Origin of the sequence: Streptomyces fagopyri, from assembly GCF_009498275.1 — a bacterium.
In the GTDB taxonomy this organism is placed as follows: Bacteria; Actinomycetota; Actinomycetes; order Streptomycetales; family Streptomycetaceae; genus Streptomyces; species Streptomyces fagopyri.
In genome coordinates this window covers 7,858,198-7,883,801 of sequence record NZ_CP045643.1, presented here as the reverse complement: position 1 = coordinate 7,883,801, position 25,604 = coordinate 7,858,198, and the positions used below count along the sequence as shown (strand labels likewise).

At 72.5% G+C, this 25,604-nt stretch carries 21 protein-coding genes; 16 read left to right on the top strand and 5 right to left on the bottom strand.

Annotated elements, in window-relative coordinates:
* Positions 1-226: 226 nt before the first annotated feature.
* Both GFH48_RS34180 and GFH48_RS34175 read left to right on the top strand, forming a co-directional pair.
* Entirely contained in the window at positions 227-532 is a 306-nt protein-coding gene (locus tag GFH48_RS34180; RefSeq protein ID WP_153291946.1) for a hypothetical protein, read from the top strand.
* Positions 533-901: 369 nt separating this feature from the next.
* A complete protein-coding gene (locus GFH48_RS34175) occupies positions 902-1,840 on the top strand; it encodes a L,D-transpeptidase (protein ID WP_153293239.1) in 939 nt (312 codons plus the stop codon).
* 321 nt (positions 1,841-2,161) lie between these two features.
* Here GFH48_RS34175 and GFH48_RS34170 read toward each other — a convergent pair whose 3' ends face one another.
* Positions 2,162-2,803, bottom strand: coding sequence for a PadR family transcriptional regulator (locus GFH48_RS34170; protein WP_153291945.1), 642 nt, complete (start codon positions 2,801-2,803; stop codon positions 2,162-2,164).
* Positions 2,804-2,872: 69 nt separating this feature from the next.
* Here GFH48_RS34170 and GFH48_RS34165 point away from each other — a divergent pair, with 69 nt between their 5' ends.
* From GFH48_RS34165 to GFH48_RS34155, 3 genes are all read left to right on the top strand, one after another.
* Positions 2,873-3,577: an ABC transporter ATP-binding protein gene (locus tag GFH48_RS34165; protein WP_153291944.1), complete on the top strand. Its 705-nt coding sequence runs from the start codon at positions 2,873-2,875 to the stop codon at positions 3,575-3,577.
* 5 nt (positions 3,578-3,582) lie between these two features.
* Positions 3,583-6,402 carry an FtsX-like permease family protein gene (locus GFH48_RS34160; RefSeq protein ID WP_153293238.1) on the top strand — a complete coding sequence of 940 codons (2,820 nt, stop codon included), beginning with the start codon at positions 3,583-3,585 and terminating at the stop codon, positions 6,400-6,402.
* 166 nt (positions 6,403-6,568) lie between these two features.
* Positions 6,569-7,240: an alpha/beta fold hydrolase gene (locus tag GFH48_RS34155; protein ID WP_153291943.1), complete on the top strand. Its 672-nt coding sequence runs from the start codon at positions 6,569-6,571 to the stop codon at positions 7,238-7,240.
* A 162-nt stretch (positions 7,241-7,402) separates the two neighbouring features.
* Here the strand turns inward: GFH48_RS34155 and GFH48_RS34150 are convergent, their stop codons facing one another.
* Together GFH48_RS34150 and GFH48_RS34145 are read right to left on the bottom strand one after the other, a co-directional pair.
* Positions 7,403-8,425: a M56 family metallopeptidase gene (locus GFH48_RS34150; RefSeq protein ID WP_153291942.1), complete on the bottom strand. Its 1,023-nt coding sequence runs from the start codon at positions 8,423-8,425 to the stop codon at positions 7,403-7,405.
* A gap of 4 nt (positions 8,426-8,429) precedes the next feature.
* The gene (locus GFH48_RS34145) at positions 8,430-8,855 is read right to left on the bottom strand and encodes a BlaI/MecI/CopY family transcriptional regulator (RefSeq protein WP_228121079.1); all 426 of its coding nucleotides are present in this window, start codon (positions 8,853-8,855) and stop codon (positions 8,430-8,432) included.
* Between the two features lie 142 nt (positions 8,856-8,997).
* Between GFH48_RS34145 and GFH48_RS34140 the strand changes: the two genes are divergently transcribed.
* From GFH48_RS34140 to GFH48_RS34125, 4 genes are all read left to right on the top strand, one after another.
* Entirely contained in the window at positions 8,998-10,413 is a 1,416-nt protein-coding gene (locus GFH48_RS34140) for a glycosyltransferase (RefSeq protein WP_322747011.1), read from the top strand.
* Complete coding sequence (locus GFH48_RS34135; protein ID WP_153291940.1) at positions 10,410-11,222, top strand: polysaccharide deacetylase family protein; 813 nt, start codon at positions 10,410-10,412, stop codon at positions 11,220-11,222. The genes GFH48_RS34140 and GFH48_RS34135 overlap by 4 nt, the downstream gene beginning before the upstream one ends.
* Before the next feature lie 130 nt (positions 11,223-11,352).
* A complete protein-coding gene (locus GFH48_RS34130; RefSeq protein WP_153291939.1) occupies positions 11,353-11,964 on the top strand; it encodes a hypothetical protein in 612 nt (203 codons plus the stop codon).
* Positions 11,965-12,250: 286 nt separating this feature from the next.
* The gene (locus GFH48_RS34125; RefSeq protein WP_228121077.1) at positions 12,251-13,069 is read left to right on the top strand and encodes a COG4705 family protein; all 819 of its coding nucleotides are present in this window, start codon (positions 12,251-12,253) and stop codon (positions 13,067-13,069) included.
* Positions 13,070-13,443: 374 nt separating this feature from the next.
* Here the strand turns inward: GFH48_RS34125 and GFH48_RS34120 are convergent, their stop codons facing one another.
* Entirely contained in the window at positions 13,444-14,391 is a 948-nt protein-coding gene (locus GFH48_RS34120) for a M56 family metallopeptidase (protein ID WP_153291938.1), read from the bottom strand.
* Positions 14,388-14,771, bottom strand: coding sequence for a BlaI/MecI/CopY family transcriptional regulator (locus GFH48_RS34115; protein WP_153291937.1), 384 nt, complete (start codon positions 14,769-14,771; stop codon positions 14,388-14,390). Before GFH48_RS34115 ends, GFH48_RS34120 begins: the two co-directional genes overlap by 4 nt.
* A 657-nt stretch (positions 14,772-15,428) precedes the next feature.
* Here GFH48_RS34115 and GFH48_RS34110 point away from each other — a divergent pair.
* From GFH48_RS34110 to GFH48_RS34080, 7 genes are all read left to right on the top strand, one after another.
* The gene (locus tag GFH48_RS34110) at positions 15,429-16,106 is read left to right on the top strand and encodes an FMN-binding negative transcriptional regulator (RefSeq protein ID WP_153291936.1); all 678 of its coding nucleotides are present in this window, start codon (positions 15,429-15,431) and stop codon (positions 16,104-16,106) included.
* Positions 16,107-16,214: 108 nt separating this feature from the next.
* Complete coding sequence (locus tag GFH48_RS34105) at positions 16,215-16,760, top strand: hypothetical protein (RefSeq protein WP_153291935.1); 546 nt, start codon at positions 16,215-16,217, stop codon at positions 16,758-16,760.
* Between the two features lie 419 nt (positions 16,761-17,179).
* Positions 17,180-18,928 carry a protein kinase domain-containing protein gene (locus GFH48_RS39510; RefSeq protein WP_153291934.1) on the top strand — a complete coding sequence of 583 codons (1,749 nt, stop codon included), beginning with the start codon at positions 17,180-17,182 and terminating at the stop codon, positions 18,926-18,928.
* 582 nt (positions 18,929-19,510) lie between these two features.
* Positions 19,511-19,699 carry a bleomycin resistance protein gene (locus GFH48_RS34095; protein ID WP_153291933.1) on the top strand — a complete coding sequence of 63 codons (189 nt, stop codon included), beginning with the start codon at positions 19,511-19,513 and terminating at the stop codon, positions 19,697-19,699.
* Positions 19,700-19,947: 248 nt separating this feature from the next.
* On the top strand, positions 19,948-22,254 hold the full coding sequence (locus GFH48_RS34090) for a SpoIIE family protein phosphatase (protein ID WP_153291932.1): 2,307 nt from the start codon (positions 19,948-19,950) through the stop codon (positions 22,252-22,254).
* Positions 22,255-22,381: 127 nt separating this feature from the next.
* On the top strand, positions 22,382-23,737 hold the full coding sequence (locus GFH48_RS34085; protein WP_153291931.1) for a mycothione reductase: 1,356 nt from the start codon (positions 22,382-22,384) through the stop codon (positions 23,735-23,737).
* Positions 23,738-24,086: 349 nt separating this feature from the next.
* Entirely contained in the window at positions 24,087-25,091 is a 1,005-nt protein-coding gene (locus GFH48_RS34080; RefSeq protein WP_153291930.1) for a D-cysteine desulfhydrase family protein, read from the top strand.
* Positions 25,092-25,604 lie beyond the last annotated feature (513 nt).

Sequence of the window (25,604 nt, the reverse complement as noted above, 5' to 3'; positions counted from 1 at the left end):
GGGGGCGGGTGTCCAGACCTCCACGGGACGCGACGCGCGCCCACGGACAGGCCCGCCCCCCATCGCTTCCGGCGGGCTTTTCGACCGGGTGGCGGAGGCCGTCGCCGGCGTTCTCCTAGCCGGGATCGACCAGAGCCGGCGAACATGGAAAGCCCCCGCCCGCCGCAGTATGATCCCCACCCGGCTGCGGCATACGCAGAGAGGTCTCGACGCTCAAGAGGGCACCATGTTGCAGGTCCAGGACTGGTTTCTTGTCGGACTCGGCGGAGTATTCGTGATCTTCGGTCTTGCCCTCCGCCTGACGTCCCGCGGCAAGACGGAGCTGGCAAACGCGGCTTCCACACACCGTTTCGGCGGTGCCATCCAGTGGGTGTACCCCCTGTGCACTGGGCTCTGTCTCCTGTTCGGTCAGCTTCCGCGACTTCTCGGCGCGCCTTACGCGGCGGTCGGATTCTTCGACGCCGTGGGCCTCTTGCTGGCGATCGCCTTGGCCGTCCTCATGATCCGGCACCTGCGACTCAGGGTGCGCTGACGGACCTGGGATCAGGCCTGAAGCGACCTGCTCCGCCTGCGGATTACTGGACGGCAACGGATGGGTGTCGCAGGAGATCACGAAGCGATGTCCCGGCCGCTGACGCCGACGCGCTGACCTCGGCGACGGTCGGGCCGGAGCCGACGGAGGTCTCGGCCGGGATGCGGCGGTCGGCGCGCCCCGGCCCCTCGTCAATCCGACGGTGTGCACCGAGTCTTGAGACAGCTTTTACGTGGCACACGAAACTGGGGGCCATGCGAACGTTGTCTCATCAATGAGTCGGGCCCGTCAGGGTCGTGGGGCGAGAGAGCGGGGCAGGTCGTGGGACGGCGCAAGAGTGGCATAGGGATCGCACTTGTCACGGGTCTGATGCTGGTGGGCGCGAGCGCCTGCGGCGGGAGCGGCAGTGACAAGGCGGGCGGGGACGACGCGAAGGCGTCGGGCAAGCCGAGCGCGACCGCCTCACCGTCACCGACGAAGCCGGCGGGTCCGCCGATGCTGCTGGACACGATCACGCCCCAGACGGGGACCACGGTCGGTGTGGCCATGCCGATCTCCGTGATCTTCACCAACCCGGTGGCGGCCAAGGCGCGGGCCACGGTCGAGAAGCATCTGAAGGTGAGCGCCTCGCAGCCGGTGGCCGGTGCCTGGCACTGGTTCGGCGACAAGCGCGCCGACTGGCGCCCGAAGGCGTACTGGCCCTCCGGCACGACGGTGAAGATCGACGCCGACATGAAGGGCGTCAGCAACGGCAACGGCCGCTACGGTGTGCACGGTTACACGCACACCTTCAAGATCGGCGACGACGTGCGCGCCGATGTCTCGGTCACCAGCCATGTCATGAAGGTGAGCCGGAACGGCACGGTGGTGCGTTCCCTGTCGATCAACGCGGGCAGCGCCCAGTACCCGACGTGGAACGGCACGATGGCCGTCATCGACAAGCAGGAGAAGGTCCACATGACCTCCTGCAGCGTCGGCATCAGCTGCGACAAGGGCAGTCCCAACTACTACGACCTGACGCTGCCTTGGGACGTCCACCTCACCCAGTCCGGCACGTACGTGCACTACTCGACCGGTGACCCGAATCCGGGCAGTGGCAGCGCCCGCGGCTCGCACGGCTGCGTCCACCTGTCCATGGCGGACGCCAAGTGGTTCTACGGACAGGTGAAGCAGGGCGACCCCGTCACCATCACCGGCTCGCCCCGCGCCAAGGCGCCGGCCGACAACGGCTACGCCGCGTTCAACCTGGGCTGGGACCAGTGGCTCGCGGGCAGCGCCTCCGGGGAAGGGTCGGCCGCGACACTGTGACGCGCCGCGGTGGCGGTGGCGACACCGGCCGACATTCGATGATGTCGGCCGCGAAGCCACCGCCGCTCCTACGGCACCGTGCCCGGACGGCCCCGGTGCTTCCGGAGGCCGCGACCGAGACCGAGACCGCACAGGCGGAACGCCGCCGCGTCGAGAGGCGTCCGGCGACCTGAGCCGTATCCCGTTGCGTGTGCCGGACGCCAACCTCTCCGGACTCCCGTCGGGATCCTGAGCGCAGGGTCCATCGAGCCACCGCGACACCGTACCCCCGCACTCGCGTCCTCCCCGGCCGAGCCGGAAGGCGACCTGCGAGACGTGGCCCTACGCGGAATCCGACCAGGGCCTTCTTCTCAGGTCGTGGCCGTCGTCGTCGGCCACGACACCAGCATCCTGCCCGTGGTCCGGCGCCGGCGGCTGTCGCGGCTTTCCCGCGCTCTGCGCCGCGGCGAGCGGGCTCAGGTGCCGCTCGGCGCTGTCCAGCAACCCGAGATCCGCCTTGGTGTGCGCGAGGGCCGCGTCGATCAGCAGGGCGACCAGCGGCTCTCCGGCGTGCGCCCTGCGCTGCCGTGCGAGACCCGCGAGCTCCGACAGGTACGTCTGCCGCTGGGTCTCGATCAGAGTGACCAGCGCTTCCGTGCCCAGGGCGACGGCGCCGAGGAGCTTCAGGAAGATCTCGTCGCGAAAGCCGCCGGTGCGTACCCAGGCGGTGGTCGCCCAGGTCTCCAACTCGGCGCTGCCGGCAGGGGTCAGTGTGTACAGGTTCTTGTCGGGCCGGTCGGCCTGCGTGACCTGAGAGCGCGTCACATAGCCGTCCCGGACCAGCCGTTCGAGGATCTGGTAGAGATGACCGATGTTGAGGCCTCCCCACTGTGGCCCGATGGTCTCCTCGAACTGGACCTTGAGTTCGTAGCCGTGACTCGGTCGCTCCGTCAGGAGCGCCAGCACTGCGTGATGAAGCGGCATGTCCCTCCCTCCTGCATTGTGACAATGTACCTTTGGATTGTGACAATGCAGGGAGTGGGGGCTTCTTCTATGGCTGTGAACGTGGCGCTGCGAGGGGTGAGTCGGCGCTACCCCGGGCTGATCGCCCTGGACAAGGTCGACCTGGAGGTCGCGCCCGGGGAGGCGGTGGTACTGACGGGGCCGTCCGGGTCCGGCAAGTCCACGGTGCTGCACGTGACGGGCGGGATGGACCGGCCCGACGAAGGCAGCGTGGAGATCGACGGGAAGGAACTGCTTCCCCGGGACCTGGACGGCCACCGGCGGCGCATCGGGTTCGTCTTCCAGCGCTTCCACCTGCTGCCCGCACTCACCGTGCTGGACAACGTGCTGGCGCCCGTGCTTCCCCGCCGGGTCGACTTCGACCGGCGCGAGCGCGGCATGGAACTGCTGGAGGCGGTCGGCCTGGGCGGCCGGGCCGACGCCCTGCCCGCGGAGTTGTCGGGCGGCCAGCAGCAACGCGTCGCCGTGGCACGCGCGTTGATCAACCGGCCGGGACTGCTGCTGGCCGACGAGCCGACCGGCAACCTCGACAGTGTCATCGGCCGGGAGATCATCGACCTGCTGATGTCCCTGCGTGAGCAGTACGGCATGACGATGATCATCGCGACCCACGACCCCGAGGTCGCCGCGAACGGCGACCGCGTGGTGCGCCTGCAGGACGGCAGGATCACCTCGAACCAGCGGATCACCGCCTCCGCCGACGTGCTCGACCGGCTCGGAGGACTGCGCCCGTGATAGCGATGATCATCGGGCAGCTGCTGCGGCGTCGTGGACGCGCGCTGGCGCTGGCCGCCGGAATCCTGGTGGCCGCGACCAGTTTCACCCTGCTGACCTCCACCGTGCACACGAGCCAGGCGAGCACCACGGGCACGGTACGGAAGAACGCCCGGTCCGCGTACGACGTCCTGGTGCGGCCGCCGGACTCGCAGACCGGCGTCGAGCGGTCGAGCGGTCTGGTCGCGCCCAACTTCCTGTCCGGCACCTTCGGCGGCATCACCCTGGAGCAGTACCGGCACATCCGGGGACTGACCGGGGTCGATGTGGCGGCGCCGGTGGCCAACATCGGCTACCTGATGGTGTCCAACACGGTCTCCGTCGACGTGTCCCGTTTCCTCGACAGCGAGGCGACCCGGCAGATCCTGCGGTTCACGCCCCGGCTCACCACGGGCCTGAGCACCTATCGCGCCGCCGACCAGTACGTCTACCTCACGCGCTCCCCCCTCACCTCGGGGAAGTCCGACGACGTGTTCGAGTCCGACACCCTGGAAAAGGGGTCGGTCGACAAGAGCACGCGGCGGTACCTGATGAACGAGAAGTACGACGTGTGCTTCTACTTCAACGGGGACAAGACGGAAAAGACCAACTGGAGCCTCGAACTGCCGATGAAGGAGAGCATCATCGGCGAGGACCTCAGCGACAGGTCCGCGTTCGACCCCGATCTCCACTCGCGGATGAACTGCCGGTCGGGGCGGGGCAAGGCGACCATCGACATCCCGGTCGCGTACCCGGTCCTGCTGTCCGCCGTCGACCCCGAGGCGGAGGAGCGGCTGGTGGGCCTGCGCCGCACCGTCACCTCGGGCCGCATGCTCACCGAACAGGACAAGCCGTACGTGGTGCCGCCCTCGGAGAGCCCCGAGGGCCAGCGGGACATGTACGTGCCGGTGGCGCTCAGCAGCCGCCCGCTGACCGCGGGGAGGATCAGCGCCACCGTCGAGCGACTCGACGTCGGTGATCCGGCCAAGCTGCCGTCGAGGCTGGGCAATCCGACCGCCAACAGCTTCGTCAAGGGTTTGCACGGCACACCCGTGGGCCGGGTCGGCGTCGACCTCGGCCAGGGCTACCGAAAGGCGGTGACCCGGTTCGGGGTCGACGCCACCAGCTACTGGACGGTCGGCCCGGTGACCTACCGCCGGACATCGGACGGCGGCCTCGCCGTGCAGCCGCGGCCGCCGCAGAAGCCCGGCCTGTGGGTGACCAACCTGAACGCGCAACCGGTGGCGAACGTCCCCGAGGAGAACACGGGCCCGCAGTACCGGAAGGTGACCAGTCACGCCTCCACCTTCTGCGACGGCATGGGCAGGTGTGAACAGGCCGACTTCGGGCGCCTGCAGGAGCCGTACTTCCACGTCGTCGGCCGCTTCGACACCGACAGACTGCCCGGCTTCTCACCGCTGTCCGAGGCCCCGCTGGAGACCTACCAGTCCCCCCAGGTCACGGGCGCGGACCAAGCCACCCGCGCGGCACTGAACGGGCAACCACTACGGCCCGACCGCAACCTGGGCGGATACCTGACCCCGCCCCCCACCATGCTCACGACGATGGACTCGATCACCGCGCTGACCGGGAGCCGTCGCACCCCGAGCCTCCAGGACAAGGCACCGGTCAGCGCGATCAGACTCAAGGTGGCGGGAGTGACCGGCGTCGACGCGGCCTCCCGCGCCCGGGTCAACGCCGTGGCCGGCCAGATCCGTACCGCCTACCCCCGGCTCCAGGTCGATGTGACCGTGGGCAGTTCGCCCCGCCCCCAGACCGTCGCGCTGAGCGACACGGCGCGGGTGACGGAGCGCTGGGTGGAGAAGGGCGTGGCGCTGCGGATCCTCAGGGCGGTCGACACCAAGAGCGCCATCCTCTTCACCCTGGTCCTGGTGGTCTGCGCGCTGTTCCTCGGTCAGGCGGCACTGGCCTCGGTCCGCTCCCGCCGCACCGAGATCGGCACGCTGCGCTGTGTCGGCTGGAGCGGCGGGGAAGTGCTGCGACTGGTCCTCGGTGAACTGGCCCTGATCGGCGTCGCGGCGGGAGTCGTCGGGGCGGCGCTCGCGTACGGGCTCGGCAGGCTGCTGGGCCAGCCGGACGCCGGTGCCAAGTCGCTCCTGGTTCTCCCGGTGGCGCTGCTGCTGGCGACCGTCGCGGGCCTGATCCCGGCCTGGCTCGCGACCCGGCTCGGTCCCATGCAGGCCGTCCGGGCTCCGGTGACGGCGGTGCGCAGGGCCCGCCCGGTGCGCTCGGTGGCCGGGCTGGCCCTGCTCAACCTCGTGCGGGTGCGCGGGCGCACCCTGCTCGGCGCGGCGGGCCTGGCGCTCGGAGTGGCCGCCTTCACGGTGCTCCTCGCGCTCACGCTGGCCTTCCGGGGCGAGGTGGCGGGCTCGCTGCTCGGCAACGCCGTCGTGGCGCACGCGCGCGGCGCCGACTACCTGAGCGTCGCGCTGTCCCTGGTGCTCGGCGCCGCGGGAGCGGTGGACGTCCTGGTGCTCTCGCAGCGGGAACGCGCGGCCGATCTCGCGGTACTGAGGGCAACCGGCTGGACCAACCGGGAACTCGCGCAACTGACGCTGTACGAGGGGATCGGACTGGCGCTGCTGGGCAGTCTGTCGGGTGCCGCGATCGGTCTGGTGGCGGTGGCGGCGCTCGGGAACGGCGTACTGCACGGACATCTGTCCGCGATCAGCGGCGCCGCGCTGCTGGCCACCCTGGCCGCCACCGCGCTGGTCAGCGCCGCCCTGACCGTGCCGATCCGTAGGCTGTCCCAGATCGCACCCGCCCACCTGCTGGCCGCCGACTGAACCTCTCGCCGACGGGCACCCGGCCCGACACCTCTTCACGGACCGTGTCGATTTCCGCCGCGAGGCACCACCGGGAGGGGTATCGAGAGGGGGCGAACCGGTGGGTGGGACCGGTCGTCGCCCGGAACCGGGTCCCCTGGCCCGACGCCGACCTGAGGAGAGGCGATTGACCGCTGTCGTGCTCGTTCACGGTCTCTATCACCGTCCCGCGCACTTCGCCGCGGTGGCCGAGCGGTTGCGGACCGCGGGAAGCGAGGTCGTCGTTCCCGAGCTCCACCGGGGCTCGTTGGCCGCTGACACGGCCGCGGTCCAGGCCGCGATCGACGCGCTGGGGGAACCTCCGATCGTGCTCGGTCACTCCTACGGCGGGTCGGTGATCACCGGGGTGAGCGGAGCGGGGCACTTGGTCTACCTGGCGGCCTTCGTGCCGGATGTCGGCGAGAGCGCGGCCGGTCTGGGCGGGGCTTCCCCGCAACTCCAGGACGCGATCGGCCCAGGGCCCCACGGCTCGACAATTCTGCGCCCCGACCGGGCTGCCGCCAGCCTGTACCACGACTGTCCCGCACCTCTTGCCGCCCGGGCGGTGGACCTGCTGCGTGCTCAGGCTCCCGGCTGCGGGCGAGGAGTTCCGGTACGCCACGGCTGGAAACACACGCCCTCCACCTACGTGGTCTGCGCACGGGACCGGGCCATCGACCCTGGCCTGCAGCGGAGAATGGCCTCGCGCTGCACCGACGTGCGCGAGTGGCGCACGGGCCACTCCCCGTTCGTGGGACGACCCGATCTCATCGTGGACCTCGTGCGGGAACCGCTCGCCGCCATCACCTCGCCAGGGTGAGGTGGTTCGGCGCGCGAGGGGGGCACGCCGAGGGCGCCGGGGGTGCCCGAACTCCTCCGGTGGTTCCCGGTCGCGGCCGCGACGGGGCGGGGATGCCCGTACGCGAACTGCTCGGGCGGGTGCGCGTCCTGGGCCGGTCGCGCGGTCGCCCGTGCCGCTCGGCTACGCGTGAGGGCCCTGGTGCTCGTCACGGTCCCGGTAGCCGCGGCAGAAGTCGTGCCTGCGGTGCCGGTGGTCCGTCGTGACGGCTGTCGGGCCGGTCGCAGCGTCGTGCGCGGCACACCGTACACGCTTGGCGCTGTCGACCATCTCGTCGCTGTCGGACGCGGCGTCGACCAGGCTCACGGAGCACAGAGTGAGCAGCAGCGCGCCCGCCACGAAGGGCAGCGTCCGGCGCGTGGGAGGCGGAGCCAGCAGAGCCCGGACCCGCTGGGGGACGACCCCACCCGTCGCCGCCAGGACGCTGGGGCGTGACACACCGGCGGCTGCCAGGGCGGCCCGTCCGACGGCGCGAGCGACGACCGTGCGGTCACCGACCCGGGCGGCGGCCTCCTCGTCCGCCCAGCGTTCCAGCACGAACGCACCGGCGTCGGCCAGCGGCCGCAGCAGCGGGTTCACCGCCGCAGTGAGCCGCCAGAGGGTCTGGAAGTGGTGGTGGCCCGCGTGCAGATGCGCTCGCTCGTGGGCCAGCAGAGCGCCGCGTTCGTCGTCGTCCAGGCACCGCAGCATGCCTCGGGACACCACGATCCGTCCGGGCGCGCCCGCCAGCGCGAACGCCAGCGGGGCGTCGTCGTCGAGCACGGCCAGCTCGGTGTCACCGGGCAGCCGCGCGCACTCCCGGCGGGCCCCGGCGACCTGGCGTACGTGCCGGACGGCGGTCACGGCCAGCAGCACGAGGCTCACGGCCAGGAGGAGCGCGCCGCCCGCCGCCACGGTGAGGTGCACCGGGTCCTCCGCTCGCAGCGCCCGCACCGACCAGTGGCCCTCGGCGGCGACCTGGGGGATCTGCGCGACGCCGGTGAAGGCCAGGAGCGCCAGCGATCCCGTCCAGCCGGCCGCCGTGACGAGCGCGACGCAGGCCAGGGCCCAGGCGGCGGGGCGCGGGGCCAGCCGCCGCGCCAGACGCGGCGCCGGCAGTGTGAGCAGGGCGGATACGAGGAACGGAACGTAGACGCTGATCCGCACCGGCTCAGGGCCTTCCGGTGGGGGTCTCGTCGCCACCGCGTGCGTCGTGGTCGGACAGCAGGTTGTGCAGCAGTTCCTCGTCCTGCTCGGACAGTTCCGAGACGAAGCGGGTCAGCACCGCCTCACGGTCCGCTCCCCCCTCCAGGAGCGACCGCATGCGCCGGGCGGTGTACGAGGCCTCGTCCCGGACCGGTGTGTAGGCGTATCCCCGGCCCTCTCGGTGCCGGACCAGCATGCCCTTGCCGTGGAGACGGGTCAGGATCGTCAGAACCGTGGTGTAGGCCAGGCCGGCGGCCAGTCGCTCCCGCACCTGACGCGCGGTCATCGGGCCGTCCGCGGCCCAGAGCGCGGCGAGCACGTCGCTCTCCAGTTCGCCGCGGGCCCGCCTGCCGGATCCGCCAGGGGGTTCCTGTCCGCTCGGTTCGCTCACAGTCCGTCTCCCCTGCTCCCGCGTTCCGGACAGCGTACCCGGCGATCTCCTACTAATTGTAGGAGGTATGCTCCGGACTTCGGAGCGCGAACTACTACATGTTGTAGATCCCGCATGCCCTCTGACGGTGGAGGAACAGCCCATGCCCCACGCCGAACGCATGCTCGCCGGGCCCGTGAGCGCGAGTGCGCTACCGGGTCCTCGTCCGGCCATGACGCCGCACGCGGGCCGGATCGCGATCTTCTCCGCGAGCGTTGGCGCCGGTCACGACGGCGCGGCGGCCGAACTGACCCGCCGCCTCACGGCGGACGGGTTCGCCGTGGACCGTCACGACCTGCTGGACCTGCTGCCCGCCGGGCTCGGCCGGGCGGTCCGCACGGGCTACCACCGGATGCTCGTCCGTGCCCCGTGGGCCTATCAGCGGATCTACTCCAGCAGCGAGCGCGCCGGAGGCGGCGGCCCCGCCGCACGGGCCCTGTTGCGCGCGGCCGAACACCGGGTGCTCCACGCCCTGCACCCGGACACGGGCGCGGTCGTCTCCACCTACCCCGGGTCCAGCCAGGTGCTGGGCGGTCTGTGCCAGAGCGGCCGGCTGGCCGCGCCCGTGCTGACGTACCTGACCGACTTCTCCGTACACCCGCTGTGGGTGGCCGAGGGCGTGGACGTTCATCTGGCCGCCCATCCGGTGACCGCGGCCCAGGCGCGCGCGGCCGGAGCCCGGACCGTGCGGATGTGCGGGCCGGTCACCGACCCGCGTTTCCGGCCCCGCGCGGGAACGGAACGCGAACGGGCGCGGGACAGGTTCGGTCTGCCCGAGAAGGCCCCGCTGGCGCTGCTGGTCGCCGGATCGTGGGGCGTCGGGCCCGTCCGGCAGGTGGCCCTGGAGCTGCGTGACTCGGGCGCGGTCGTACCGGTGGTCGTCTGCGGGCGCAACGAGGCACTGGCCGCGCGATTGCGCGCCGACGGCATCGAGTACGCCTACGGATGGGTCGACGACATGCCCGCCCTGATGCACGCCGCCGATGTCCTCGTGCAGAACGCGGGCGGACTGACCTCGCTGGAGGCGTTCGCGGCGGGGCTGCCGGTCGCGAGCTACCGCTGCATACCGGGCCACGGCCTGACCAACGCCGCCGCTCTCCACGAGGCCGGCGTGGCGGTGTGGATCCGTGACCCGGCGGAGCTGAAGACCGTACTCACCGATCTGGTCGACGGCTCGCTCGGAGCGCGGCAGCGCGAGGCCGCCCTCGGCCTCTTCACCCGGACCCCCGGCCAGGGCCCGGCAGCCGAGATCGCGCGCCGGCACCGGTACGGCCCCGCACGGGCGGGCTCCCGTCCGGCCGCCCAGGCCCGTTCGATCGCCCGGGCCCGTTCCGCGCCCCGCCGGCTCGCCGCCACGGCCGCGGTCGCGTGCGCCGTGTGGGCGTGCGCCGTGGTCACGGGCGGCGCCACGGCGCTCGACGGCCCCGGCCTGGTGCGGACCGTCGGCCACAGCCTCGACCTCGACGACTTCCGCCATGGGGACAGCCACGGCAACGGAACCGAAGGGCACCATTCGTGACCGCCCGCCACATCCTCCGTACGGCCGCTCTGGCCGCTCTGCCGGTGCTCGTAGCGGCCCACGCCGCACCCGTGGTCTCCACCCTCGGGCCGCTGCGCAACCGCGCCATGCCCCGCCTGTCGGGCCGCGGCCGTCCCGATCACGTCGCCCTGACCTTCGACGACGGACCCGACGCGCGGTCCACCCCGCGCTTCCTGCGACTGCTCGCGGAACGCGAGGTCCGGGCCACCTTCTTCCTGCTCGGCGACGAGGCCCGGCGCTGTCCGGACCTCGTCCGGGAGATCGCCGCCGCCGGCCACGAGATCGGCGTCCACGGCTGGCTGCACCGCCCGCTCCTCCTGCGCGGCCCGCGTGTCACGTACGACGATCTCGCCCGGGCCCGCGACACCGTCGCCGCCGTCACCGGGCGACCGCCCACCCTCTTCCGGCCCCCGTACGGCGTCATGTCGACCTCGGCCCACCTCGCGGCACACCGCCTCGGCCTCACCCCGGTGCTGTGGACCTGCTGGGGGGAGGACTGGACGGCGCGCGCCACCCCCGAGTCCATCCACCGGGTCGTCGCCGCCGACCTGGACGGCGGCGGCACCATCCTGCTCCACGACTCCGACCGCACCTCGGCGCCCGAGTCCTGGCGCGCGACCCTGGGCGCCCTTCCCCGGATACTCGACACCTGCGCGAGTCGGGGCTACCAGGTGGGCCGGCTGTGCGACCACGGATGGCGGGACGACACCGCCCGGCCTCCCCGGACTCGGGAACACCCCGGACCCCCCGATCGTCTACAGTTCGGTAGACCGTCTACTTTGTCGTAGTCGCTCGTCGTCGGTCACTCACGCACTTCGGGGCACGCGCGGGACGACGGTTCCGATCTCATGAAGGCACCGATGCGCCTGGCTTCACGGCCGGAGCCCACACGGGCCGGGTAGCGGGCAGGGGCGGGCGGTGTACGAACCAAGGGACACGGACAGCGGTCGGCGCGCGGCCCACGTCGTGGCATGGCTCAGCGCGCGCGACGAGGTCGAGAACGCGTTGCGCGAGCCTCTGGGCGGCCTGCCGAGCCAGCACGACGAGACGGCGTCGCGGATGGCCGCCGTACTGCAGGCCACGGCCCTGGGACTCGGCCCCGACGCGGCCGCGACATGGGCCGGTGTGCCCGACCGGGTGCTCCACAACTGGCTGGAGAAGGACGCCGTTTTCGCCGCGGCCGTGACGTCGGCCGGTGAGCTGGCGGCCACCCATGGAGCGCACCTGCCCGGCAAGGTCACGGCCGCGCAGCTCAGGGTGGTCGTCATCGCCATCAGCCGGGGTGAGACCTGGCCGGTGGCCGCCCGGCTCGCCGGCCTCTCGACGCACCAGTACCGCAAGTTGTGGGGCGCCTCCCCGGCCATGGTCGCCCTGGTGAACGCCGCGCGCAGCGTACGGCCACGGAAGTTGAAGCACCTCGCCGTCCCCGCGCGCCGCCGGCTGTGGCCGGCTTACTCCGACCGGAAGAGCTACCGCCTCGTCCGGCGCGACGATCCACCGGTGGCGCCCGGCACATCAGAGGCCGACTGACCCGGTTCTCGGGCCCACTCGTGCGCGAGGTCCGCCCGTCGGGTTGGGTCCGCGGCGTCGGCGGAGTGCGTGCGGCCGACTCCCCTTCGCCTCCCGGCACCCGTACGCCATCGCCCTGTCGGGTGGATCCATGGGATCGAGCGGGACGGGACGCCTTCCGAGGGGGACCTGTGGAGTGGCGGACGGTGCGCACCGTCCGCCACGAGGGGCCGGTTCGGACGAGTCCAGCCTGACGTTGTCGGGGTCCGGCGAAGGCCGAATCCCCAGGCACGACGGGAGCACTCTCTTGACGTCGACGACATCGGTGATGAAGAAGCTGCCCGAGGTCACTCTGGCCTTCTGGATCATGAAAGTCGCCGCGACGACCCTGGGTGAGACGGCGGGCGACCTGTTCGCCCAGACCCTCGGACTCGGCTACTTCGTGACCACGATCGCGCTGTTCCTGGTGTTCGTGGTGACCCTGACGGTGCAGCTCAGGTCCCGTCACTACAACCCGTTCTTCTACTGGACCGTGATCCTCTCGACCAGCATGGCCGGCACCACGATGTCCGACTTCATGAACCGCGACGCCGGCGCCAAGTACCTCTCGGGCGGGGCGACGTCGCTCGGAAGGGGCCCGCAGGGCCTCGGGCTGGGCTACCCCGAAGGCGCCGCCATCCTGGTCTCGGTCCTTCTCGCGATCTTCCTGGCCTGGAAACTGAGCGGGATGACGTTCCAGATCCGCGACATCGTGACCTTCCGCGGTGAGGCTCTGTTCTGGTCGGCGATCCTCGTCTCGAACACGCTCGGTACCTCGATGGGCGACTTCCTCTCCGACAGCTCCGGCCTCGGCTACCTCGGCGGGGCACTGTTCGTCGCCGGGCTGCTCGCGGTGCTCGTCGCGCTGATGAAGGTCCCGGCGGTGCCCAACGTCCTGCTGTTCTGGATCGCCTTCGTCCTCACCCGGCCGCTCGGCGCCACCGCGGGTGACTTCCTCACCAAACCGCACGCCAAGGGCGGCCTCGACCTCGGCACCGCCGGCTCGTCCGCGGTACTGCTCGCCGCCCTGTTCGGCCTCATGGCCCACGCCCAGATCCAGGAACGCCGCTCGGCCCTGCCGGCCTGACGGGGCCGAGGACCGCACCGGTCCGCGCCCTCGCCGGCGCCCCGCCGACCGAGCGGGCTCTCACGGTCGTCCTCGTCACCCACGGCCGTCCCCCTGATCTCCGGCCGCGCCGACTGCGTCCTCGACCGCACCGCGTCCCGCCGTCACGCGCCGGCCGCGGGGCGAAGGACGGACTCGTCCACGGCGGGGCGAGGGCACGGACTCATCCACGGCCGAACGCCGTCACCCCTCCCCCGGCCGTCGGCCCGGCGGTCCGTCCGGGCCGTTCCGCCGGCCGCGAAGCGCAGGTCCCGGCGTCGGACGGCAAGTCCCGGCGCGGGGCGGACGGTTCCGGCGCCGGACCGATGGTTCCGGCGCCGGACGATGGTTCCGGTTCAGCTTCCCCGTACGGCCACGGCCGCGTGTTCCACGTACTCGTGGAGCCCGTAGGCCAGGGTGAGCGCCGCCAGTGCCAGAACGGCCACCGTCGTCGCGAGGCCCAGGGCACCCGCCTGCCGGGCGCCCCCCTGCGGAACGGCGGGCGCCGGCAGGAGCAGCGCCTCGACCCGCTGGGGCACCGGCCCGCTGGTCACCGACAGCAGCGGATATCCGTCACCGGTACGGCGTTTCCGCGACGCTCCGGCCAAGGCCGCCCGGGCGATGGCCGCCGCCGCCACCTTCCGGTCGCCGACGGCGGCGGCCGCCGCCTCGTCCGCCCATCGCTCGAGATGGAAGCCCAGCGACTCCCGCAGACTCCGCGCCGCGGGGTGAACGGTCGTGGCGAGGTCGACCACGGCCGACAGCAGGTGATGGCGGCCGGACAGGTGGGCGCGCTCGTGGGCCAGCAGCACCTCGCGCTCGGCAGCCTTCAGGGCCCGCACCATGCCCGAGGTCACCACGATCCGGCCGCCGCGTCCCCGGTGGCCGGGCAGCGCGAAGGCGTCCACCTCGCTCCCCGGCACCACGAGCAGGTCCCCCGCGCCCGTCCCCTCGGCGGCCGACCGCCAGGCGCGGGCGAGCAGCGAACGGTGCCACAACCAGCGCCGCACCAGCAGCACGAGCTGGACGAGCAGGACCGCACCGGCCACGCAGGCCATCGGAACCGCGGCGGGCCACACCTCCACGACGCGTGCGAGCGGCACCTGTTCCAGTACCGCGAGGAACGGCACGTGGAACAGGCCGACCAGCGCCGCGATCGTGCCGCCGGCCATCAGGACCGCCGCGGCCGTCAGCGTCCAGCACGCCTCCCGGGGCGGGAGGACACCGGCCAGGCGCCGGGCTGCCACCGAGGCGCCCCACGGAAACGCGAGGGCCAGCGCGACCAGGAACAGCGCGTAGGTCACTCGGAGTCGTCCTCGGCTTCGAGAAGCAGGCGCCGCAACGTGTCCTCGTCGTTCTCCGACAGGGAGGACACGAACCGCCGCAGCACCAGGTCACGACGCGGCTCGCTCTCCAGTTCGCGGCGCATGCGCCCGGCGACGAGCCCGGCCGCGTCCTGCACCGGCTCATAGGCGAAGCCCCGGCCCGACGGGGTGCGGCGCAGTGTGCCCTTCTCGTGGAGCCGGGTCAGGATGGTGGCCGTAGTCGTCCGCGCCAGCCCTCTGTCCAGCGCCGTGTTGACCTGCTGCGCGGTCATCGGCCGGCCGGCCTCCCACAGCACGGCCAGCACATCCGCGACGAGCTCGCCGTGCGGACGTCTGCCGTCCTGGCGTTTGTCCGACATGCCTCTCCCGTTCTCCGGCGTCGTCGACCGGCGCGGCTCGCGCACCGCACCCACCCCACCGTGCCCACTCGAACGTGGACATCAGCACTTCCGGGGACCGCCCAATCTACTGGTCGCGGGGTGAAGCCGTCCCGGCCGACGGTGCCGCCCCCGCCTCCGTGCCGGGGCCCCGTGAGCGCCAACGCGACGCCCGCCGCGACGAGTTCACCGAACTGGGGCGTGTCCATGACGTGTGGCACGGAGTCGTTGCCGCGGCGGCCGCAGCGGGTGGGGTCCTCGGCCGGTCGTGCCCGGTGTACGGAAAAGCGTCGGGCGGGCGGGGAGAACCGGGCCCCTGACGCCCACTTGAGCGACGACACGAACGGGGCACGCACCTGCGCGCCGGCTCGCGCCTGCGGCGGGGTCCGTCTCGGCGGTCCGGCCTGCGGGCCGGAGGCCGGACCGGTCTCCGGACAGGCCCCCGGACCGCCCGACCGAGACGCACGCCTGCGGCGCACGCCGTGTCCTCGCCGCCCCGCCGCTCCATTCCGCGGCCCTTTCGCGACAGGCGACCGTTTGCTACGTTTACGCTAATTCAAATGACATATTGCACTAGTGCGATATCAACCGGTGGGCAGGCCACAGACCGGGCCACCCCCTGCCCGTGAAAGGCCGACCGTGTACGTTCCGCGACACTTCGCCCCCACCGACGAGAACGTCCGGCGGCTGCTGCACCACCATGGCGCCGCCGACCTGATCACCGTGACCGAGGACGGTCTCCAGGCCACCCTGCTGCCCTTCGTCTACGATCCCGGGGCCGGGGCACACGGCTCCCTGATCGGGCACATGGCCCGCAACAACGAGCAGTGGACGCTTCCCCCGGACCGCCGGGCCATGGTCATCGTGCGCGGCCCCGACGCCTACGTCACACCCACCTGGTACCCCTCCAAGGCCGAGCACCACCGGCAGGTTCCGACCTGGAACTACATCACCGCGCATGTCCACGGGAACCTGCTCGTCCACGACGACCCCGAGTGGGTCGAGGACCAGGTACGCCGGCTCACCGACAAGCACGAAGCCGCGGCCGCCACCCCCTGGTCCGTCGACGACGCTCCGGTCCCCTACATCCAGGGCCAGTTGCGCGCGATCGTCGGCATCGAACTCTCCATCACCCGCGTCGAGGCCAAGTTCAAGCTCAGCCAGAACCGCTCCCCGGCCGACATCAGGGGCGTCGTCGACGGGCTCCGGACCCGCGACCAGGGCCAGGACGACGCCATGGCCGACGCCGTCCAGGCCCACCGTCCCCGCCGCGGTGGCGAGGGCGGGCTCCCCGTCCAGGACGGCTCCGGCGGGTAGCCGCGGGCCGGCGCCCGACCCCGCGCTCTCGCTCATTGACCTCGCTCTCCGCGCGTAGTTGGATCTCCCCTGTCCGTACGGGTGTCCGGCGACGAGAGAGGTACGACGGTGACAGGTGACGCCCGCGACAAGCTGATACGCGTGGTGCGTCTGGGGCGGATGTCCGCCCTGATGATGGCCGCGGGCACGGTGCTCTCCGAAGTCGCGCTGCTCGCCCTCGTCGACACGGCCCAGCGCTTCGAGACACTGATGGTGGGATCCGTCGCCGTCGCTGTCGTGTCCGTGGTCCTGCTGCCGCTCAGCATCCGCCTCCCGGGACGGCTGCGCCGTACGTACGACACCGCCGTGCCCGTCCCGAGCGTGGACCAACCGCTCGCCGCGCAGGCCGCGGTACGGCGGCTGTCACTGTGGCGCACGGCGGGATTCGTGGGTGTCACGGGCTGCTGGCTGGTGTTCATCGGCGTGGTGTCCGATCAGGTGCTGCCGCCGGTCATGCTGTGCGTACTGGCCGTGACGCAGTGGGGCCGGTCCCGGGCGACCGCGCGCTGGGAACGCGAGAACGGAGCCGTGCTGTGGCAGGGCGTACCCGGACTGCTGCGCCCCGGAGCACCCGTGTTCCGCGTGCCGTTGGATGCCCCTGACCCCGCCCGCTGACCGACGCCCGCGCCGTCTGCCACGTCTTCTCCTCCGGCACGCGGGGCAGTTGAACCCGTACAGCACGGTGTCCGTCGTCCCTGCCGAACGGCCACCGCCGCGCGGCGCATCCCGGCGGGCTCCCCGTCCGCGCGGTCCGTCCCCGGCCTGTCTCAGAACTCCCGTACGGAGTTGCCGAGTTGGGGCTCTTTGGTGTGTACCGAGCCTCTTGGTGAAGGGCCGCCCGCGTGTACGGGACGGCACCACCGCGGCGCGTGGGGCGAGGGTGCCGTCTCCCTCTACTATGTCGGTGTCCGGTCCAGACGTGGCGTCGAGGGACTGGTACGCGCACCCCACTGGGCAACGGAGTTGGAGCCCGGCCGAGCCGGCCTCACGGCGGATCCGGTGACTGTGGGTTCCACTTCAGGAGGACAGGTCCCGTGCATTCGCTCGATGGCTCCGATCCGTCGCACATAGGCCGCTACCGTCTGGTCGGCAGGCTCGGCGAGGGCGGGATGGGGACGGTGTATCTCGCACGATCACCGGGTGGCCGTCCGGTCGCCGTCAAAGTGATCAACGACCACCTCCGCCACGACGAACACGCCCTCAGCCGGTTCCGGCGCGAGGTGGAGACCCTGGGCACGGTCCGCAGCGCGTACACGGCGTCACTCATCGACGCGGAGCTGGCCGCGCCCCCGTACTGGCTGGCCACCGAGTACGTGCCGGGGCCCACGCTGCACGCGGCGGTCATGAACCATGGACCGCTCCCCGCCGACCTGGCCCGGATCATGCTGGCCGCGCTGGCCGAGGGCCTGGACGCCATCCACGTCCGCGGTGTGTGGCACCGGGACCTCAAGCCGCACAACGTCATTCTCTCCGCCACCGGCCCGCAACTGATCGACTTCGGCATCGCCCGGAACAGCGGTCCTTCCGACCTGACCCAGGTCGGCAGCGCGATGGGCAGTCCCGGATACATCGCCCCCGAGACGATCACGGGCAGCGAGGCCGGTCCGGGAGCGGACGTCTTCGCCCTGGGCGCCACTCTGGCGTTCGCCGTCACCGGCCGACCGCCCTACGGGGACGGGTCGTTCGCGGCCGTGTCCTACCGTTCGGTGCACGGGGAGATCGACCTGCGCGGCGTGGAGTCCGGAGTCGCCGGACTCATCTCGGCCTGTGTGCACGGTGATCCGGCCCGGCGTCCCAGCCTCCAGCGGATCGTGGAGCTCTGCCAGGCCGAGGCCGATCTGGTCCACCACCCCGCCTATCAGCGGGCATTGGCCGTGACCCCCTCGGCGGACCGGGAACGTGCCGCGACCTTCGCCGGACCGGGCAGCGGCACGGGCAGCGGCATGAGGAGCGGCGTGTCGGCCGACCTCTCGGACGCGACGGCGCCGCTCGCCCCGATCATGACGGCCACCGCGGTCGGCACCCGGGAGGCCGACGCGGTCACCCTCCTCGCGCCGGAGGCGGGCCCCGGCCCACTGGCGCGCCCGCACGCGGCGGACACCCATGACGCCCACCCGGGCCTCACCCACCCGGGCCCCGTTCCGAGTCCGCGGCCGGACGGCGACGGACCTCGAAACGGTCGGCGCGGGCGGACGGCCGCCATCGGCGCGGGTGCGGTGGTCGCCGTCGCCGCCGGCGCGCTGCTCCTGGTCCACGCCTTCGGCGACGAAGGCTCCGGGTCCGCGCGGGCCACGCCGTCCGCACGGACCCACCAGGCCGCCGACGGATCGGCCGCGCCCTCCGGATCCGGGGCGAAGACGTCTCCCCCACCCTCCCCCTCACCCTCCGCCACCGGCGCAACCCCCGGTGCGGGCACGGGCGACGGCGGTTCTGCGGACGGGAGCAACCTGCCCGACGCCCTGGTGTTGAAGCCGCCGTTCACGTTCGGGGTCGGGAAGTCCGTGAAGACCGTGCGCTCGCAGCTGATCATGCAGACGGACGGCAACCTGGTGCTCTACGACGAGTCCGGAAAGGCCCGTTGGGCGAGCCGGACCCAGGGCGCGGGCAACACGGCCGTGTTCCAGGAGGACGGCAACCTGGTGGTCTACAGCGCCCAGGCCAAGCCGTTGTGGGCCAGCAACACCCAGGGCGCCGCCGGGACGGCGCTCAAGGTACTGGAGGACGGGAACATGGTCATCGCGACGGACGACCACGTCGCCTGGCAGACCGGCACCGCCCACTGAGGGACGGTGTCCGCAGTTCGGGCGGGCGGTCAGGGCGTGTCCATCCGCCAGGCGATCATGCCTGCCGAGCCGGGCCTCCCGCGCACGTCGAGACGGAGCGAGCCAGTGGCACGCGACGCACGGCACGCGGGCGGAGCGTCGGCGGGGGTGGGCAGGGGGCACGCCCAGGGCCTGCCGGTCTCGCGGGATCCGGTCCACGCGCGGCGTCCGGCACCGTCCATGACGGCGGGGTGACGATCTCGCCTCGCCGGACCTTGTCCATTAAGCGACAATTGCTACGTGAGCCGGTCCGTGGACGACCCGGAGCCGGCGCTCGGGTGGCCGCAGACGGCGCCCACCAGGGGTCGTGAGCGCACCGGGCGTCCGACACGGGAGATCGCCGTGACCAGCCTGGAAGCGAATGGTCCACGCCGTCCATGACCCCGGCGCCCGGGAGCGGGCGGCCGGCCCGGATCCGGAAGGCCGCGGTCACGCCCCGTACGCGTCGTTCGGAGACCTGGACGGCGTCGGGTGGGTGCCGCGGGAGGTCCGGGCGCGGCCTCACGGACGGTGACGGGATCCCGTACGACGGAGGAGGTTGTCATGGACGTCGCCGCACTGGCAGCGCTCCTGCGGGAGACGGAGGAGCACCACGGGTTCTACGAGGCGACCGCCCCGGCGCACGACTGGTGGGAGTGGTACGCCGCGTACATGACCGCCCGCGAGCAGGGCCGGGCTCCCGACGAGGCGGCCGCCGACGCCGCACTCCACATGGACGCGCTGCGGCGGTAGACCGGCCATGACGCGGCGGTTCCTCCCTCTCGTCCCGACCGGGGCCGTGCGCCCCGGCCGCGTGCGCGGCGGCGCCTTCCCGACGCCGCGTTCCCGCCCGGTCCCCGGCCTCCGTACACGCCGCCCTCCCGGCACGGCCGGGCGGCGCCGGCTCCGCCGATCCGGAGACCCAAGTCACCAGGGACACCAGCCCGTTCAGCCGTGCGGGCGGGACGGGCACGAACCGATGGAAGCGGAGGTGCTGCCGCATGCCCAGCGGTGACGTGCTCGTGCTCATCGACGAGGACGGCCTGATCGTCGAGTGGCGACGCCAGGCCGAGCAGCTGTTCGGGTGGTCCGCCGAGGAGGCCGTCGGTCAGGCGGTGACCGCGCTCGTGCGCGAGTTCTCCGCGGGCGGGGAAGGGCGCCGCGAGGGGTTCGCGGCCACGACGCCGGTACTGGTCAAGCCGGTGCTGCGCGGCACCTCCCTGATGTGGCAGGTCCTCACGGCGCGGGACGCGGTGTCGGGGCAGGACGTGGCGATCCTGGAGGCGATGTTCGCCCACTCCCCGGCACGGCTGCACGTCCTCGACCATCAGCTGCGGGTGGCCCACGTGCCCGGCGCCACCCATGGACTGTCCGGCACGCCGGTGGAAGACCTGGCCGGCAAACGTTTCGTCCAGGCCTATGAGCTGGAGGACCCCGAAAAAGAGGCCGCGGTGGCGCAGCAGGTCCTGGACGGGGGTGAGCCGGTGGTCAGCCGGCTCGTACGGGCCGTCGTCGACGCGCCGGACGGACTCGGCCGACGCATCTACTCCGTCTCCTACGTCCGGCTGGAGAACGCCGACGGCGATGTGCTCGGACTGGTGGCGTCCGCGCTCGACGTCACCGAGCGGGAGAACACGCATCGCCGCCTGGCCCTGCTGGAGGCGGTGCGCGCCCACGTGGGGCAGGGGCTGAACGTCGGCGCGGTGTGCGAGGAACTGGTGGAGGCGGTCGTACCGGCGTTCGCGGGCATCACCGTGGTCGAGGTGATCGAGGACGTCGTCCACGGAGAGGAGCCTCCGCAGGTGCCCGTCCGCGAGGACATCGTCCTGCGCCGGGCCGCGTTCCGGGGCCCGGTCGCGGCCTACCCGGTCGGAGACGTACGCCCCCTGCCGCGAGGCACCCCGTTCGCGCGCGTGCTGACCGACCTCCGGCCACGCCTTCTCTCCATCGGGCAGGACACCGACTGGCTCACCGCCGACCCGGCCCGTGCCGACGCCATCGAGCGATCCGGCGCCCACTCCCTGATCGTGGCCCCGCTGGCGTTGCGCGGCCAGGTGCTGGGCGTGGTCAGCTTCTACCGTCACCGGCAGGAGGACCCCTTCAAGGAGGAGGACGTCGCGGTGGCCTCCGCGGTGTGCGCGCACACGGCGCTCTGCGTCGAGACCGCCCGCGCGTACATGCGCGAGTGGATCATCGCCGCAACCGTCCAGCGCAGGCTTCTCCCCCAGCACGCGGCCACACCGACCACGATGGAGATCTCGCGGCTGTTCCTTCCCGACCCGGACGGCGGAGGAGCGTGGTCCGACACGATCGCACTGCCCGGCGCACGGACCGCGCTGATCGTCGGCGACCTGGCGCAGCAGGGCATCGCCGCGGCCGTCACGGTGGGAATCCTGCGCACGGCCGTCCACACACTCGCGGCCCTGGACCTGGAACCCGACGAACTGCTCGCACGCCTGAGCGACACCGCCGGACGTCTCTCGCAGGCCTGTGCCGCGCTGCCGCCCGGGGATCCCATGCGCGGCGAGTCGCTCACCGCCGGCTGCGCCGTCGCGATCTACGACCCGATCGAGCTCACCTGCACCCTCGCCCGCGCCGGTCTCCCGCGGCCCGTCGCCGTCCTCCCCGACGGCACCTCCACCGAACTGCCCGTCCCACCAGGCCCCCTTCTCGCCGACACGAGCAGCGCCCCCTTCCCCGCGACCACGGTCGACCTCCCCGAAGGCAGCATCCTGGCGATGGGCACGGTGACGGCGGCGGACACCGTCCTGGCGCCCTCCGGTCCGCTGCGCCCGCTCCTCGACTCCGCCGGCGCCAGGCCCCTGGCGGAACTCTGCGGTGACCTCGCGGCCGCGCTCCCGGACGACCGGCCCACCGGCGACACGCTGGTGCTGCTCGCCCGTACGCGCGCGCTGCCCGCGGACCGGGTCCTGTCCTTCCCCCTGCCGGCCGGCGCCGAGGCCGCGCCCCTCGCCCGGCGCGCGGCGCGCCGCCAGTTGAAGACCTGGGGGGTGGACGAGGAGGCGGCGTTCACCACCGAACTCATCGTCAGCGAACTCGTGGGCAACGCCATCCGGCACGGCGCTCCGCCCCTGCGCCTACGGCTGATCCTCGACCGGGCGCTGACCTGTGAGGTCAGCGACGGCGCGACCAGCGCGCCGCACGTCAAGCACGCCCGCACGGTGGACGAGACGGGCCGTGGGCTGTTCATCGTGGCCAGCCTCGCCGACCAGTGGGGCGCCCGCCATCACAAGCACGGCAAGACCGTCTGGGCGGAGCAACCCCTGCCCTCCCCGGGGTCCCCCTGATGACCCGGGACTCCTCCGACAGGTCGAAGTGCCCGCGCGTGCGGGAAGCAGGGTGGCGCGGACCACGCCCTCACGGCCGGCCCGTGGATCGCCGGACCGTGCCGTTCGTCGACGGAAGGTGAACGACGTGCGCCATTACGATCTCGTGGTTCTGGGAGCGGGCAGCGGCAACATGCTGCTGAACGAAGAACTCGCCCATCTCCGCGCCGCTGTCGTCGAACCCGGCCGTTTCGGCGGCACGTGCCTCAACCGGGGCTGCATTCCGAGCAAGATGTTCGTGGTCGCCGCCGACGCCGCCGAGGACGCGCGGGCGGCGGCACGACTCGGTGTCCACGCCACCGTCGAGCACGTCGACTGGAAGGCCATCCGCGACCGGGTGTTCCACCGCATCGATCCGCTGCACGAGAGCGCGCTGAACCACCGCAGGGACAACGGCGTCGACGTGTACACCGAGGAGGGGCGGTTCGTCGCGCCGAAGGTGTTGCGGGTGGGAGCCGAGCGGATCACCGCCGACACGTTCGTCGTCGCGGTCGGGTCACGCCCCGTGGTGCCGGACATCCCCGGCCTCGACACCGTCGCCTACCACACCTCGGACACCATCATGCGGATCGACGAGGTGCCGGCGTCCATGGTCGTCCTCGGGGGCGGGTTCATCGCGGCCGAGTTCGGTCATGTCCTCGGCGCGTTCGGCTGCGACATCACGATCGTGCAGCGGGGGCCGCGCCTGCTGATGGGCGAGGACGAACAGGTGTCGGCGCGCTTCACCGACCTGGCGTCGCGGCGTCATCGCGTGCTCCTCGACACCGCCGTCACCTCCGTCGCAGGGCACGCCGACGGCGTCGCGGTCACCGTGTCCCGTCCGGACGGCGACCAAGTCGTCCGGGCCGCGGCGCTGTTCGTGTGTGTCGGCCGCCGGCCCAACACGGACCGGCTGGACGCCGTCGCGGGCGGTCTGGACCTCGACGGACACGGCCACATCGTGACCGACGGCGCGTACCGCACGTCGGTGCCGGGGGTCTGGGCCCTCGGCGACACGGCGAACCACTTCCAGCTCAAGCACATGGCGAACGCCGAGGTCCGGCTCGTGCGGCACAACCTGCTCCATCCCGAGGACGTGCGCACACTGCCCCACAAGGTCGCGCCGCACGCGGTCTTCACCAGCCCGCAGATCGCGAGTGTCGGGCTGACCGAGCAGGAGGCCCGCCGCCGCGGCATCGACCACCTCGTGAGTGTCCGCGACTACGGGGATGCCGCGTACGGATGGGCGTTGGAGGACACCACCAGTTTCGTGAAGATCCTGGCCGATCCTGCCGACCGGACGATCCTCGGCGCGCACATCATCGGCCCGCAGGCCGCGACACTCGTCCAGCAGTTGATCCAGGCCATGGAGCTGGGGCTGACGGTGGACCGGATCGCCCGGGACGTGCTGTACATCCACCCGGCGCTGACCGAGGTGGTCGAACAGGCCCTGCTGGACCTGTAGTCCACCCCCGCGACCGCCGCCGTCGCCCGTCGCCCGCCGCCCGCCGCCCGTCGCCCGTCGCCCGTCGCCCGTCGCCCGTCGCCCGTCGCCCGTCGCCCGTCGCAGGATCCCCCGGCGCCGGGCAGGCCATCGAGGCGGTCGCGACATCGGCGCGGGAGGGCAGGGGGGCAGGGGGCACGGGTAGGGGCGGGCTGTCGACGGAAGTGGAAGAGGCCCGGCATACGGTGGCATTCGTGCACCACCGGAACACGCACCACCAGAGCGTGCACCACCGGAACACGCACCACCGGAACAGAACCTCTCCGCATCCGCCGTCAGCGGTGCGCGTACCGCCCCAGCTGGAGTTCTCATGAGTGACAAGATCGCCCTCTCGACCTGGCCCACCCCGCTGGAGCGTGTGCCGCGGCTGGCGGCGGCACTGGGGCTGGGCGAGGACGACCTCTGGATCAAGCGGGACGACCTGATCGGTCTGGGGGGCGGCGGCAACAAGGTCCGCAAGCTGGAGTGGACCGTCGGCGCCGCTCTCGCCGCCGGCGCGGACACCCTGGTCACCACCGGCGCCGCGCAGAGCAACCACGCGCGTCTCACCGCGGCCGCCGGCGCCCGCCTCGGGCTCGACGTCGTGCTCGTCTTCCCCGGCACCCCCGACAGCGCCGTGAACGGCTCCGGCAACCTCGTCCTCGACGGTCTCTTCGGAGCCAGGGTCTTCTGGGCCGGCGACAGCGATCCGAGCACGATGGCCGACGTCACCGACGAGGTCTGCCGCCGGTTGCGCCACGACGGAGCGCGTCCCTTCGCCATCCCCTTCGGCGGGTCAAGTCCCCTCGGCGCACGGGGATATGTGGACGGCGGTGCGGAGTTGCTCTCCCAACTGCCCGACGTGGAGCACGTCGTGGTCGCCCTGGGTTCGGGCGGCACCATGGCGGGACTGATCGGCGCGCTCGGGGAGCGGCGTGTCCTCGGGGTTCACTGCGGGGCGGTGGCGGAGCCCGCCGTCACCGTCGCCGATCTCACGACCGCGCTGACCGGCCGCGACATCGCCCCCGGGTCCCTGCGGATCCGCACCGACCAGGTGGGCGCGGGGTACGGGGTGCTGCACGAACCGGTCCTGGCGGCGATGCGAACCGCCGCGCTCACCGAGGGTCTCGTCCTGGACCCGGTCTACAGCGGGCGTGCCATGGCCGGCCTGATCGCCGCGGTCCGCGACGGTGACATCCGCCCGGCGCAACGCAGCGTCCTTCTCCACACCGGCGGACTGCCGGGCCTGTTCGGGCACACGGAGACCGTGCACCGCACCGTCGACAGCCTGCGCTCCTACGGGTCCGAGCGGACGCCGCCGCACACCAGCGCCTGAACCGCGGGGCGCCGCGGGCACCTTCGGCGATACGCTCGTCCGCCGGACGACGACCTCGCCGAAGGCCCCGCGGCCCCGCCGGCCCGACGACCCTCCCGCCGACACGACTACGCCGAGGGATTTCGAGCGGACGCGACGCACGCCGAGCGGCCTCCCACCGACGCGACGCACACCGGACGGCCTCCCCCGGACGCGACGCACGGCATCGCGCCATACCGCTCCGGCCCCCAACTCCCGGGGCGGTCGCTCCACAGGAGTAAAATCACCAGTTGGAGCGGTGACGAATCTCTCGCGCGCGAGCGCCGCCCGCCCATACGGCGGCGCGAACGGGCGGCCGACCCGGCGGTGCGGCCCGGCGGCACGGCCCGGCGGCGCGAGCGAGTCCCGGGGTGCGCATTGACGGCTAAGACGACCGGTCATATTGTCGTCGTAGCGCCTCCGCGGATCGTCCGCGGCCCGGCTCCGCCACCCGCGACCGCGAGGACAGGCAGGCCGAAGGGAGTCCCCACGCGG